The organism is Psychroserpens sp. AS72 (genome assembly GCF_038900375.1).
In the GTDB taxonomy this organism is placed as follows: Bacteria; Bacteroidota; Bacteroidia; order Flavobacteriales; family Flavobacteriaceae; genus Psychroserpens.
In genome coordinates, this window is sequence record NZ_JBBMRC010000001.1 from 457100 (window position 1) to 470980 (window position 13881).

At 32.2% G+C, this 13881-nt stretch carries 12 protein-coding genes; 3 read left to right on the forward strand and 9 right to left on the reverse strand.

Features of this window, described 5'->3' with window-relative positions:
* Positions 1-65: 65 nt before the first annotated feature.
* The 5 genes from WNY78_RS01965 to WNY78_RS01985 form a co-directional block, all read right to left on the reverse strand.
* The gene (locus tag WNY78_RS01965; protein WP_342871805.1) at positions 66-1532 is read right to left on the reverse strand and encodes a mannosyltransferase; all 1467 of its coding nucleotides are present in this window, start codon (positions 1530-1532) and stop codon (positions 66-68) included.
* Positions 1532-3022 carry a cellulose synthase family protein gene (locus tag WNY78_RS01970; protein ID WP_342871806.1) on the reverse strand — a complete coding sequence of 497 codons (1491 nt, stop codon included), beginning with the start codon at positions 3020-3022 and terminating at the stop codon, positions 1532-1534. The genes WNY78_RS01965 and WNY78_RS01970 overlap by 1 nt, the downstream gene beginning before the upstream one ends.
* Positions 3022-3726, reverse strand: coding sequence for a glycosyltransferase family 2 protein (locus tag WNY78_RS01975; protein WP_342871495.1), 705 nt, complete (start codon positions 3724-3726; stop codon positions 3022-3024). The genes WNY78_RS01970 and WNY78_RS01975 overlap by 1 nt, the downstream gene beginning before the upstream one ends.
* A 195-nt stretch (positions 3727-3921) precedes the next feature.
* Positions 3922-5502 (reverse strand): 4Fe-4S dicluster domain-containing protein, encoded by a 1581-nt coding sequence (locus WNY78_RS01980; RefSeq protein WP_342871496.1) that lies wholly within the window; start codon positions 5500-5502, stop codon positions 3922-3924.
* 37 nt (positions 5503-5539) lie between these two features.
* Complete coding sequence (locus tag WNY78_RS01985; protein WP_342871497.1) at positions 5540-6883, reverse strand: FAD/NAD(P)-binding oxidoreductase; 1344 nt, start codon at positions 6881-6883, stop codon at positions 5540-5542.
* A gap of 95 nt (positions 6884-6978) precedes the next feature.
* On the opposite strand from WNY78_RS01985, the gene WNY78_RS01990 reads away from it, so the two are divergent.
* The 3 genes from WNY78_RS01990 to WNY78_RS02000 are packed head-to-tail and all read left to right on the forward strand — an operon-like array spanning position 6979 to position 10065.
* Positions 6979-7986 (forward strand): glycoside hydrolase, encoded by a 1008-nt coding sequence (locus WNY78_RS01990; RefSeq protein ID WP_342871498.1) that lies wholly within the window; start codon positions 6979-6981, stop codon positions 7984-7986.
* 60 nt (positions 7987-8046) lie between these two features.
* On the forward strand, positions 8047-9306 hold the full coding sequence (locus WNY78_RS01995) for an outer membrane protein assembly factor (RefSeq protein WP_342871499.1): 1260 nt from the start codon (positions 8047-8049) through the stop codon (positions 9304-9306).
* Between the two features lie 27 nt (positions 9307-9333).
* Entirely contained in the window at positions 9334-10065 is a 732-nt protein-coding gene (locus WNY78_RS02000) for a metallophosphoesterase family protein (RefSeq protein ID WP_342871500.1), read from the forward strand.
* On the opposite strand, the gene WNY78_RS02005 is transcribed toward WNY78_RS02000, so the two are convergent.
* Genes WNY78_RS02005 through WNY78_RS02020 form a run of 4 tightly spaced genes read right to left on the reverse strand, consistent with a single transcriptional unit; the run spans position 10066 to position 13760 of the window.
* Positions 10066-10755 (reverse strand): TIGR04283 family arsenosugar biosynthesis glycosyltransferase, encoded by a 690-nt coding sequence (locus WNY78_RS02005; RefSeq protein WP_342871501.1) that lies wholly within the window; start codon positions 10753-10755, stop codon positions 10066-10068.
* Between the two features lie 27 nt (positions 10756-10782).
* On the reverse strand, positions 10783-11706 hold the full coding sequence (locus WNY78_RS02010; RefSeq protein ID WP_342871502.1) for a DUF547 domain-containing protein: 924 nt from the start codon (positions 11704-11706) through the stop codon (positions 10783-10785).
* A 41-nt stretch (positions 11707-11747) separates the two neighbouring features.
* Entirely contained in the window at positions 11748-12635 is an 888-nt protein-coding gene (locus tag WNY78_RS02015) for a sterol desaturase family protein (protein WP_342871807.1), read from the reverse strand.
* A 12-nt stretch (positions 12636-12647) separates the two neighbouring features.
* On the reverse strand, positions 12648-13760 hold the full coding sequence (locus tag WNY78_RS02020; protein WP_342871503.1) for an inorganic phosphate transporter: 1113 nt from the start codon (positions 13758-13760) through the stop codon (positions 12648-12650).
* Positions 13761-13881 lie beyond the last annotated feature (121 nt).

Consider the following 13881-nt stretch of genomic DNA (forward strand, 5'->3'; position numbering starts at 1 on the left):
TGCTAACTTAGTTCTTGCCAATGCAACTAATCATAAACGAACACTTAATCTATTTTTATTATTATTTAAATCGTTTTTTTATGCTTCGGAAATCGTCTAGAAATAAACACTTCCCAAATAAACACACCATATACAATCGTGTATTCTAAAGCGATTATCCAAAGGTTTTCAGACTTGTCTGCTTTATTCAGATTGATGTAAGCTAAGTAGCTTAAAATGATGACAAAGCTCCAAACTATTGAGAACTTGTAATTTGTAAATACGCTCAAAATTACAAGTGTTGCAACGTACCAAGGATGAATAGTTGTGCTTAAAAATAGATATATTGTAAATGCAAAAAGCATGTGAGCAATCAATATTTTAGTGTCAATTTTTCTTCGGAAAAGTGCCAATCCCATGACAAACAAAAACACTAAAATTGGTAATATTTTACCAATCACAGCTATTTCATTATAACCTGTAAACCAGTAACCAACTTCACGAGCTACATAATAGATACTTGCATTGAATTCAAAATTGTTAAACCAAAGTGCAACAGTTTGAGAGTAGTTGTTTACAAATTCCGAAGAGAAAAAAGGTGCAAATAGTAGGAGTGTTGTGATACCAATAATGGTATAAAAAGAAATTAATTTTTTGAAGTCAATACTTGTTTTGGTAGTTAATGGTATTTGATTATGGTCGTCATTCTGAAGGTGTTTCAAAATCTCATTATTTTTAGATTTCTTGACTTCGCTCGAAGTGACGTTTGTCTTTTTAAAGTAAAAAAAGAGTAGTGGCAAAAACAAAAGTGGTATCAATTTTACTGAAACAGATAGAGCAAAAACAACTGCAGCCCATTTCCATTTAACACTATGTAAAAGATATAAACTCCACATTAAAAAGAAAATCATAACACCTTCAAAGTGTAAATTTCCAGTCAATTCTATAATAATAAACGGATTGAGTAGATACCAAAAGATGTTCTTTTCTGGCAAGTTTAGTTTTTTAAGCAGCTTCTTTCCGAAGAAAAAAGTTCCGAAATCTGCTGTGATAATCAATACACGAAATACAATAGCAGAACCTAAAATACTTGAGCTAGAAAACAATGCAGCTATAAAAAAGCAAAGTTGGTTTATTGGTGGATAATTGGTGTAATGACTTCCGTTGAGTTCTCCCATACCATCATAAAGTGCATTAGCTTCTGCAACAGGGAAATTTGTTCCAGTTTGTATAAATGATTCAGGTGTATATAGATATGGGTTTAATCCTTCTAGAATCATACGACCATCCCAAATAAAACGATAAAAATCTTGAGATAAATTCGGGATTGCTAAAATAAAAATAGCTCTAGATAAAAATGCAATGGCTGTTAAAAACTTGAGGTTATTTTTGGCATATTTCAGCAACAAAATAAATACCAACCACAATGCGCAATACAAAGTGATGAGTTTAGAATACTCTGTTCGTATTAAATCATAAGCAAATAACCAATAGAGAAAAAAGCTAACAAAAGTAAGCAGTAACGGAATCTTATTTAGTTTCCAAAAGGGAATCAAATCTTAGAGCTTAATGATTTAAAAAAGACGTATCCAAAACCAATGAAAAGCATCAAGTGAAATGGGAATAATCCAAAATCGCCTCCTTGATCACCAACAATAAAAGCACTATATAAACCAAATGCAAAATAGAGCATTAAGATCCCTTCTAGAATGACATGAGGTGATAATTTTTTCTTTAGATATTTATTACCTTTCCAAGTATCTTTGAGTGTGCTAATATTAAATTTAGGTGTCCGAATAAAATCACTTCGTTTACCAGCATGACCTTCTAAAACTGCAATAGAGTTATGGAGTGAAAAGCCCATAGCAATTGAAAAAAATGTAAAAAACATGCCTATGTAACCAAAGAACTTTTTGAAACCGCTTCCATAAATTTCTTTATACATAAACCAATAGCACACAAAGAAAATTAAAGTACTCAAAACAAAGAACGACATAAAGTAAAAGTAGAACCTTAAGTGTTCATATTCATTTTTGATGTATAACATTGGGATACTTAAAACGGCAACAATAAATACGTTTAAAAACATAGTGCTGTTGAGTAAATGAAGTAATCCATGTACTTTAGTTTTAAAAGAAATGTTTTTAGATTTAATAACACGAGAACACATTTTTCTAAAGTTTTCTGCGCCACCTTTATTCCATCTAAACTGTTGTGAACGTGCAGCACTAATGACTACTGGTAATTCTGCAGGCGTTTCTACATCTACTAGATATTTAAATTTCCAGTTTTTAAGCTGTGCTCTGTAACTAAGATCTAAATCTTCAGTAAGCGTATCACCTTCCCAGTTTCCTGCATCAAAAATGCATGCTTTCCTCCACACTCCAGCAGTCCCATTAAAATTAATAAAATGCCCTTTGCTGTTACGTCCAACTTGCTCTAAAGTAAAGTGAGCATCTAGTGCAAAAGCTTGTATTCTTGTTAGTATGGAGTAATTTCTATTAATGTGTCCCCAACGTGTTTGTACAACACCAATTTGAGGATCTTTAAAATAAAGAATGGTACGTTTTAACCAGTTTTTCTGCGGAAGAAAATCGGCATCAAAAATAGCAATATATTCACCTTTAGCTGTTTTAAGTCCTTCTTTAAGTGCTCCAGCTTTAAAACCACTACGATCTGTTCTTGTAATGTGTTTAATGTCAAGACCAGTGCTTTTTAGTTTTTCTATTTGTATGCGAGTTGTATCTACAGTTTCATCTGTAGAATCATCTAGCACCTGAATTTCTAATTTGTCTTTAGGGTAATCAAGAAGCGCAATATTGTCTAACAAGCGTTCCATCACATACATTTCATTAAATACAGGAAGTTGTATGGTGACTAAAGGGATTTCATCAGCATTAGAAAAGTCAAATGTCTCACAATCTTTAGTCGCTTTTTTTGAGGATAAGTAATTGAAAAGTAAATTTAATTGCGCTAAAGAATACATAAAGATAAGCACTATAGCAATAGTGTAAATTATGATTATGGTATATTGGAGATAGATCACTTAAAACTGTATTTAAAAATCCAACCTAAGATTTTTACGCCTGCAAATATAGCACCTTTTACCGTACCTGAAACTTTTGAGACACCTATTCTATTCCGGTAATTTACTGGTACTTCAGTGTAGCTTAATTTTTTCCGTAAAGCTTTGAGTTGCATCTCAACTGTCCAGCCATAAGTCTTGTCTTCCATTTTTAAGTCCAATAGTTTATCATATTTGATAGCTCTAAAAGGGCCTAAATCTGTAAATTTTGCTCTAAATAAAATAGACATTAATGTTGTTGATAGCCAATTACCAAAAATTTGAGGTACAGTCATTGACCCTTTTTCTCTCAATTCCTTAACTCGTGATCCAATCACAAAGTCAATATCTTGGTTAATTATTGGAGCTACGAGTTTTGTCAATTCTTCAGGGTAATCACTATAATCACCATCTAGAAATACAATAATATCAGGTCGTTTTGTTGGGTCATAGAGAGATGTAGAAGCAATATAATTCATACCCTTTAAACACGCATAACCATAACCTTTGTTGTTTTCAATAAGTACAGTTGCTCCAGCGTTTTTCGCATTAATTTCAGTATCATCATTAGAATTATTACTTACCACAATAATTTCGTCAACAATTTCAGGAATGTCATTAATTACATGAGCAATAGAATTTGCTTCGTTATAGGCAGGAATGATGACTTTTATGTTGGTCATTTAAATAATTTAATTTAATCTGTTTTTTATGCTGAAATATGTCAAAGCTGGCAATATGCATTTTTATATTATTTTTTAAGAATGATATCTGTGTTTTTTTCTTCGGAAATTATAAAACTTCCATATTTTGACTTTTTCAGACTATTTTGAACCAAGCACATTTCAGAAATAAAAATATTTTATAGGACTAAAAACTTATTTCTGATTCACAAAATCCATCAAGTCAACATCGTTACCTAATAGAATTTCAGTTGGGTTGATTCTTCCATCTTCAGGACCATTTTCTAATTTTAAAACACCTCTTGGACAAACAGCACTACAAACACCACAGCCAACGCAACTAGATCGAACGATGTTTTCTCCTTTTTGAGCATAAGCTCTTACATCAATACCTTGTTCACAATATGTAGAGCAGTTACCACAAGAAATACATTGACCACCATTAGTCGTGATTCTAAAACGTGATTTAAAACGTTGTACAAATCCTAGGTAAGCAGCAAGCGGACAACCAAAACGACACCACACACGATTTCCAAAAATAGGGTAGAAGCCTGTTCCAATTACACCTGCAAAAATAGAACCTATCACTAAACTATAAATACTCTGTACGGTTGATGTTTTAATACCTAAAACAGTACCTGTATCAGTAAAAAAGCTATAGAGAGTCATGGCAGTCATTATTAAAACAAATAATAAAACCGTATGAATTAAATAACGTTCAACCTTCCATGCAAATAGCGATTTGTCTGAGTGTTGTCTGTAAGGGTCACCAAGTGTTTCTGCTAAACCACCACAACCACAAACCCAAGAACAGTACCATCTTTTACCAAAGAAATATACCATTATTGGTACAATGATTACAGTTAATACAATTCCCCAAACAAGAATAAAAATTCCTATACCACCAGTTTCAATTAATGACTTTAGATTCCATTGAAAAAAGAAATCGTAATCTAACGGAAACGCATTTTTAAAATCATAATAAGGCATTTGAAGTCTTACCATAATTTCAGGAATTAGAAAAGCAAATACAATTTGAAAGAATAAAACCGATGTTGTTCTAAATACCTGATAAATATTATGACGGTATTTAATGTACATTCTCACAGCCATAACGGTCATAACCGTACAGTACATAAATCCATAAACAAACCAATGTCCTGCAGGATTGCCGCTTAAAAACTCACTAATTGGATCTACTAGAAGTGTCCAGTTTACAGCATACTCTGAAGCAAAATAAAGCACCAAATAAAATGAGACTAAAAATATAAAAACCATCCATCCAATCCAGCCACGATTTGTAGCGCTTTCATGATAAATGCCATCATTTTTTATGCCTTTTTTACCTAGTAAAATAACGTTTGGTAGAATGAACATAAGTGCTCCAATGATACCTAAACCAAATGTGAGTAGCCACATTAATCCTTTGTTATTAGCAATAAATCCATTCGCAGATTTTTTACCAATTAAAGCAGCCATGTCGCTAGATTTGGTATAGATTTTTTTATCCCATTCTTTGTTTTTTGTATGTGCTTCATTGGTATTGTCTAATGCTTTTGAAATTATTGGAGATAAGGATTGCATACCTTTAAAATCTTGACCAACAACATTTGTTTTTATATCGTTTATAAAAACCTCACTTTTAATGTTTTGATCCTTGACGATTGTGTCAAAAGAAGCTTCGTCTAAGTTAAAGGTTCCTAAAAGAGGTAAAGCGGTGAAAATGGCTAATCCTATTAAGAAAATAACCAATCCTATGTTTTTAATTGCTTTCATGTATTTCTGTAATTTAAAGAAGTTTTAAACGTTTTAATTAAGCCTTACTAAATATGCGTTTCCAACTCTTTTTGTGTGCTGTAAGATTGGTGTTAAATGTATCGTTGTATTGTTTTAGAATGTCATTTTCATAGGCTTTATAAAATTCTGGGTCAAAATTGGCGTCTTTTAAATAGCTCATCACATAATCTATATCGCGTTTTTCGGTGAGCCATTTATCAAAAATCTCATGACGCATTCTAATTCCGAAGGTATTGATTCCTATAAATTCTTTAGTGTCTTTATTAAAAGCGACTGTAATACAAATATCTTCTTTATGATGTTTCCAGTGAAAATGAGATTCATGTTCTCTTGGTTTTGCAAATACCCAACCATAAGTTTGATATTCAATATCTAAAAACTTAGCAGAGTTGAACCAATGGCCTGGTTTGTAAGCGAGACGATTTCCGCAGATTGTTTGAGCAAGCGTTTCTCCCATCATACGTCCTGTATACCAAACAGCTTCAATAGGTCTGCGATTTCCAATAGCTTCATGTTGCTCTGCACAATCTCCAATGGCATACACATCTGGAATGTTAGTTTCTAAGTAACGATTAACTTTTACACCACGACCTAGTTCTATTTTTGAAGATTTTAAAAAATCAATATTTGGAGTGACACCTGCCGTTAATCCAACAACATTACATGCGAGTTCTTCTCCAGTTTCTTCTATAATAACCGATTTTACGCGACCATTCTCATCGCTTTTTATCTCCTTTAAATTTGTAGATAAACGTAAATCTATGTGGTGGTTTTTAATATGATTGTTAATCATTTGGCTTTCACCTTCAGGTAAAACGCCATTCCAAAAACTAGCTTCTCTAACTAAAAAAGTCACAGGAATATTTCTAGAGTTTAACATTTCGGCTAATTCTATACCAATTAATCCACCACCAACAATGACAGCACGATTACAAACTTTATTATTTGGAGCATAAGTTTCAAGATTATCTAGATCTTGTTTGTGGTACATTCCCATAACACCATCTAAATCTTGTCCTGGCCATCCAAATTTATTAGGTTTACTTCCTGTTGCGATGATGAGTTTGTCGTAATTAAGGTTTCCGCCATCTGCAAATTGTAATATCTTATGATCTGTATCAATGTCTTTAACGTAGGCTTTAAGAAGCTCAATTCTATTCTTTTTCCAAAACCAGTTTTCGTAAGGTTGAGTGTGTTTAAATTTCATGTGACCCATATACACATACATGAGTGCTGTTCTTGAGAAGAAATAATCAGTTTCCGCAGAAATAATAGTGATTTTTTTGTCTGAAAGTTTTCTAATGTGTCTCGCGAGAGTAACACCAGAAATTCCGTTTCCAATAATGACGATATGTTCCATAAATTTGGTTTGGTATTTTTATTCAGTCGAAGGTTTTGTTAAAACCTTAACCAACTATTGACTTTTTGTTTAAATTTAGAAATTAAATCTTTGGTATGAGACTATTTTTTGTTTTGTGTGTGTCCTTATTGCTTTATAATTGTGCGATGTCTAAAATTCCGTCAGAAAAAATTAATGGTGTGAGTTTTGTTGCTTCTCGAGATATCGTTAATGAAACACATACAAATCCAGTGGTTAATGTTGGTGCTAATTATGCTGCGATTATGCCTTTTGGGTTTCTCAAAAGTATAGAACATCCAGAAATTATTCATAATACACAACGTCAATGGTTTGGAGAAACTAGAGCAGGAGGTCAGCAATACATTGAGGAATTAAGGAAAAAGAACATCAAAATTATGATTAAACCTCAAATTTGGGTTCACAATGGTACTTTTACTGGTAAGATTAAAATGAGTAATGAAGAGAATTGGAAAGCTCTAGAAAATTCATACTCTAGTTTTATTTTAGAATATGCTGAGTTAGCGCAAGAAACCAATGCCGAAATTTTATGTATTGGTACAGAATTAGAAAATTTCGTAAAAGAACGTCCAGATTATTGGCATGATTTAATTATTAAAATTAAAACTATTTACAAGGGGAAATTGACCTATGCAGCTAATTGGGATGAGTTTAAGCGCACACCTTTTTGGGGAGAATTAGATTTTATTGGTGTTGATGCGTATTTTCCTGTAAGTGATGAGCAAACACCAACCATTGAAGATTGCACAAAGGGTTGGCAAAAGCATAAACCAGTTATTAAATCGTTATATGAGACCTATGATAGACCAATTTTATTTACAGAATATGGTTACCGTAGTATGGATTATGCAGGTAGAGAACCATGGGAAAGTGATTACAAATTGACATCGTTAAATTTTGAAGGACAATCAAATGCAATGCAAGCCTTATTTGAAGAGTTTTGGAGTGAAGATTGGTTTGCTGGAGGCTTTGTTTGGAAATGGTTTCATGCACATGATAAAGTAGGAGGTGATGAATGCAATCAATTTACACCACAAAATAAACCTGTAGAAACGGTAATTGAATCTTTTTATAAAACCCATTAATTTTTTTAAGGAAACGTAAGGATGTGTGATGTATCCGACCAATAGTCAAATAATCATCTCATGAAAACCCTAATCGCCTGTTTGTTTTTAATCACAAGCTTTGCTTTTGCACAAGACGCTACTGTTGCAGAATTTAAAGTTCAAGGGAACAAAAAGTTAAGAACTTCATTTGTTAAAAAAATATCTAATATAAAAGCTGGAGTCGTATTAGATTCTACAGTTATTGCTGCAGATATTAAACTCTTAAAACGCTTACCATCTATAGCAAATGCTAATTATGAAGTGTTGTCTGTTGGTGCCAATGCCTATGATGTTATTTACACGATTGAAGAGAATTTTACTATTATTCCGTCAGCTAATGTGTATACGACAAATGATGATGAGTTTGCCTACCGTTTGGGATTATTTGAGTTTAATCTCTTCGGAAGAAATATGACTTTTGGAGGTTTTTATCAAAAGGATATTTATAGTTCTTACGCTTTAAAATTTAGAGCACCTTATTTGTTCTCTAAACAATTTGGGTTGGCAGTTAATTATCAAGATTTAACCACTCAAGAGCCTGTATTTTTTGATAATACCACAGCCAATTATAAGTATAATAATGAATCAACTGAAGTTTTAGGCTTATTTCAATTAGACTATAACAACCGTTTTGAATTAGGACTTAATTTCTTTACCGAAGATTATGAATACAAGTCTGGAGCAACAAATCCCAATGTGCCTCAAGATTTACGAGTTAATAAACTCCTTTATAAATTAATTTATGAATACAATAATTTAGATTATGATTTCCAATATGTAGAAGGATTTAGAAGTATTTTAAATTTTCAACATGTGACCTCTAAAAATGAAGATTTGTTACCAATATTTACAATTGGTTGGAATGATTTTCAATATTTTAAACGCTACGGAAATAAAGGCAATTGGGCTAGTAGATTACGATTAGGACTTTCAACAAATAACGATACACCTTTTGCGCCTTTTTCCGTAGATAATAATTTAAATGTTAGAGGTGTAGGTAATTCTATTGATAGAGGAACAGCAGCTGTTGTTGTAAATACCGAATACCGTCACACACTCTATGAAAAAGGCTGGTTTGCGCTTCAAGGAAATGCGTTTGTAGATGCAGGAAGTTGGAGGAAGCCAGGAGGTGATTTAGGTGAAATAGTTAGATTTAAAAGTCTTCGAGTATATCCTGGAGTTGGTTTACGATTTATTCATAAAAAAATCTTTAATGCGATTTTCAGAATCGATTATGGGATTGGAGTTTCAAATAATTCTACTCAAGGATTGGTATTTGGAATAGGTCAGTATTTCTAAATCTTTTAGCTTTGTATTAAAAATTAAATGCGAACATTAGCTATAGGAGATATTCACGGTGGACTCAAAGCCTTAAAACAGCTTATAGAAAAACTTCAAATCAATACGAACGATCAACTTATTTTTTTAGGAGATTATGTAGATGGATGGAGTGATTCTGCTCAAGTAATTCAATATTTGATTACGTTGTCTAAAACTAACGATTGCATATTTATCAAAGGGAATCATGATGTTTGGTGTGAGCAATGGTTAAGAACTGAAGATGTAAATGGAGTTTGGTTTAATCATGGCGGAAAAGAGACAATAGAAAGTTATGAGACGTTTTCCGAAGATGATAAGAAACAGCATTTGTATTTTTTTGAAGACATGCAACTCTATCATATTGATGATGATAATAGATTATTTCTTCACGCTGGATTTACGTCAATGCATGGTGTAGAAAGAGAACTGCATAAAGAGAATTTCTACTTTGATCGCACACTTTTAGAAATGGCTTTAACAATGGATAGTCGAATTGAAAAACAGTCTGACTTATACCCAAATCGTCTCAAATTGTATCATGAAATTTATATAGGTCATACACCAACAACCAATTTTAATCAAGATCAACCAATACAAGCCATTAATTTATGGGATGTTGATACTGGAGCAGCTTTTACAGGAAAATTATCTGCTATTGACGTTCATACAAAAAAGGTGTATCAAAGTGATATTGTAAAAGATTTGTATCCTAATGAATTAGGACGTAATAAGCAATAATCAACAAATATACTTTTTATAATAAGTTAGTAAATCCTCTGCACTAGCTCCAAACCATTTCTTGACATAAATCGTCCAAAAGTGATATTGCAATTTCCAAACACCATGTTTACGATAGAGTCGTGCTGAAGTTTTTATTTTTTTATTGATGACCACAAATTCTTTTCTATCATAAAGTTCGTTGATTAAAATATTGTCTTCATAGATAACATAATTCTCATCATAACCACCAATCTCATCAAAAAGTGCTCTTGTAATAAACTGACTTTGATCACCTCCACGACTAGCTCTCCATGAAAATTGAGTGAGCCAACTCGCTAATCGTAACCACCAATGTTTACTATCAAATTGTAATCTAAAGCATCCTGCGTTATTCCCTTTTTTTACTTCGGAAATGATAAGTTCGTCAAAATGTAGAGGTGGAAAAGAATCAGCATGTAAAAAATAAAGAATGTCGCCTGTTGCCATTTTTGCACCAAGATTCATTTGCTTGGCTCTCCCTTTTGGAGACGAGAGGAGCTTAATTTTTAAATCTAAATTTTTAATAATTTCTTGTGAGCCATCAGTACTTCCACCATCAACAACTATAATTTCTGAAATATTCTCCAAAGACGAATGGTCTATTAAATGAAAAAGAAGATCTTCAATCGTTTCTGCTTCGTTTAAAATGGGAATAATAATGCTTATCATAGTTCTATCTACGCAAAAATATGATCCTTAGTTTTGTTCATTTAAACTCCAATTGTAATCCTTGTAGCTCTTTTTTGCTTTTGAAGAAATCTGAACGTCAGTATACTTATTAAAAAAATCAATTAAGTCTTGACCATCATTTTTAAAATCGCCACCATACCATTTAAATATTTTTGATATTACAATAGAATCCTCACTAAATTCATTTTTTGTTGGATCATTTAAAAATCCTCGAGTTAATAAGTCTAAGTCAGTTTCCAAATTTTTTGAGATAAACGCTTTATTATATAATCTTGGGCAAGACACAGCAGCACATACTAAAGCAAAATGAATTCTAGGTTCATCCATTTTACGAATAATTCTATGCTCAACATCATTTAATGTATACCATTTCTCACCAATTTGAATAAAACGTTGATTCCATGGTCCATCAATATCTTTGATGCTTTTTGTTGGATAATTATCTATTATGAGCTTCACCGTAAATGCATTATACACATTCATCCAATAAGCTAAAGTTTCTTCTTTACTCCAAGAATCTTGTGGTGGGTTTTTAGAAAGCATATCCAAATACGCATTAAACTTTGTTTTGTCAGCTTTAAAACCTTTGTAATTGACATTTCCTTGGTTTGAAACGTGCTTTTGTAACAATTCGTTCCATTGAGAATGGTCTATAACAAATTTACCTTGTGTTATATATAATGTACTGTCTCCTATAATAGTAACATAATCTGTTTGAACGTTGTCTTTAATTTCAGTATCTAATTGGACTATTTCTTCTACTTCCGTTTGAGTTTCTTCTATATCGAGAACTTCAGTAGCAGTTTGGGTTGAGGTTTCAATACCAGTTGTTTGTGCTTGAGTGTTTTCAGTAATAACAGTCTTTGCAGAGCAACAACTAGATGTAATGATAGTCAAAAATAAGACTGTAAAATGTTTTAAATAGTTCATGTTTAAAATTTTATTGTCGTTATAAACACTTACGATAAGCCTTAGCTTTTAGTTTTAAGCGGATACAACTCTTGGTGTAAAAAATCTTTTGGGAAATGTTCATCACCTTCGAAACCTAATTCTATATCTCGACCATCGTGTGGTATATAGTTGGTTTTAAAAATGTAATCCCAAATGCTTAATGTTAGTCCGTAGTTTACACCAAACCTAACATGTTCAGGAAGTTTTTTTGCATGATGCCATATGTGCATCTTCGGATTATTTAAAATGTATTTCAACTTTCCGTAGTCCCAACCCAAATTAGCATGGTTGAGGTGACCAATAGCAATAGCAAAGAAATAGACAATTGCAACATCATGCGAACTATAATTAGCGATAATTGCAAGTGGGATATATCTAATAGAATTATACACAACAGGTTCCATCCAATGGTAACGCAAATGTGCAGCAAATCCCATTTCTTTTACGCTGTGATGTACTTTGTGGAAATTCCATAAAAATGGAAAACGATGTAATAGTCGATGCGTATTCCATTGTACAAAATCATTAACTAGAAAGAAAATAAATAGACCTAACCACTTTGGTAAGTCTGTAGAATCAAAGAGTTGAAAGCTAGAAAGCGAAAGTCCAATGGTGCTAAGGATGTCATTAAAAAATTCGGCAACTGTATTTGATAAAGCGATGAGGACAATTAAGTTCAGAAGAAAAAAATTGAAGAACATATAAAAGGTGTCCAACCAAAAATCTTTTCTAAATAAACCCTGATTTTTTCGCCACGGAAATAGGGCTTCCAACAACCAAACAATTAAAGAAATAGCAATTAATCCATAGAAATAGTTATCCCAATTATGAGGTAGAAAGATTTCGTTTTTCAGGTAATTCCAATATCCTGAATACGAGTTTTTTATGATGTCAATATATTTTTCGATACCTTTATTGTATTACAATGTTTCTAATAATTTAAATATTAAACCACTAACAATAGCTGCAACTGGAAGTGTTAATAGCCAAGATAGTAATATTTTACCTATCATTTTATAATCGGCCTTTTTTGTAACAGTTCCAATTCCAAATATAGAACCAACAGATACATGTGTAGTAGAAACTGGTAAGCCATGAATACTTGCTGTGGTTACCAATAAGCCTGTCACCATATTTGCTGTAAACCCTTGTCCAGAATTCATAGGTGTGATTTTTTTACTCATTGTTAGTCCTACTTTTTTAGCATTAAGTAGTCCGCCAACAGCCATAACAATTGCTATAGTTAGCATGCTCCATTTAATATCAATCGCATTAATAATTAATAATAAGCCAACAATTTTTGGTGTATCATTTAAACCTCGAGCAAAGCTCACAATTCCAGCACTTAAGTAATGTAAGGTGTCTAATACTTTTTGAGAACTCAATCCTAAAATTTCACCTTCATAAGACTCTATATCTTTATTTATAGTTGATTGCAGTTTTGTAGTTGTTTTAAAAGCAGCTGTGTTATCTAAATTTAAAGTTTCTAATTGTATTTCTTGTTTTTTGTGAATTTTGAGTTGTGATTTTTTTGTAATTCCTAATCGCTTTCTAAAAAACCGAAAGATAACATATGCAAAATAGCTAATAACTGCAGCCATAAGCGGACTTACAATTAGTGGCATTAAAAATGTGCTTCCAAGTTTTTCAAAATTAAATTGAGAACCTACAGCCATTACTCCAGCTCCAAATAATGCACCAACCAAACTATGCGTTGTAGAAATTGGCATTCCTAGTTTTGTTGCTAAAAACACGGTTATAGCTGCTCCAAATGCAATTGATATTGCAAAAACAGGCATGGTAATAAGCTCATCAGGTACTAATCCTTTTCCAGAAAAGTTTTTCACTAATTCATTAGCTAGAAAAATGGCAGCAACAGATCCTGAAAGGGTTGTTATGGTTGCCCAATTTATGGCTTTTTTATAATTCGTTGTTCCGCTACCAAAAAGTGTTGCAACACCTTTAAAATTATCGTTTGCACCATTACTGTAGGCTAAAAAACAGGCTGAAATAAAAAGAAGTACTAATATCATGTAGTTGGATTATAATTAAGTTCGACGAGAGCAGACTTAATTACTTACGATGAATTTAAAATTTAGGTTTAAAAAAAAGGCATCTAATTGATTTAGATGCCTTTCAGTTTTATGATTTTTT

Excerpts from the sequence above, each read along its gene's own strand:
- WNY78_RS02010 (WP_342871502.1), bottom strand. The coding sequence starts at position 11,706 with ATGAACTATTTAAAACATTTTACAGTCTTATTTTTGACTATCATTACA.
- WNY78_RS01985 (WP_342871497.1), bottom strand. The coding sequence starts at position 6,883 with ATGGAACATATCGTCATTATTGGAAACGGAATTTCTGGTGTTACTCTC.
- WNY78_RS01990 (WP_342871498.1), top strand. The coding sequence starts at position 6,979 with ATGAGACTATTTTTTGTTTTGTGTGTGTCCTTATTGCTTTATAATTGT.
- WNY78_RS01980 (WP_342871496.1), bottom strand. The coding sequence starts at position 5,502 with ATGAAAGCAATTAAAAACATAGGATTGGTTATTTTCTTAATAGGATTA.
- WNY78_RS02000 (WP_342871500.1), top strand. The coding sequence starts at position 9,334 with ATGCGAACATTAGCTATAGGAGATATTCACGGTGGACTCAAAGCCTTA.
- WNY78_RS02020 (WP_342871503.1), bottom strand. The coding sequence starts at position 13,760 with ATGATATTAGTACTTCTTTTTATTTCAGCCTGTTTTTTAGCCTACAGT.
- WNY78_RS02005 (WP_342871501.1), bottom strand. The coding sequence starts at position 10,755 with ATGATAAGCATTATTATTCCCATTTTAAACGAAGCAGAAACGATTGAA.
- WNY78_RS01995 (WP_342871499.1), top strand. The coding sequence starts at position 8,047 with ATGAAAACCCTAATCGCCTGTTTGTTTTTAATCACAAGCTTTGCTTTT.
- WNY78_RS01975 (WP_342871495.1), bottom strand. The coding sequence starts at position 3,726 with ATGACCAACATAAAAGTCATCATTCCTGCCTATAACGAAGCAAATTCT.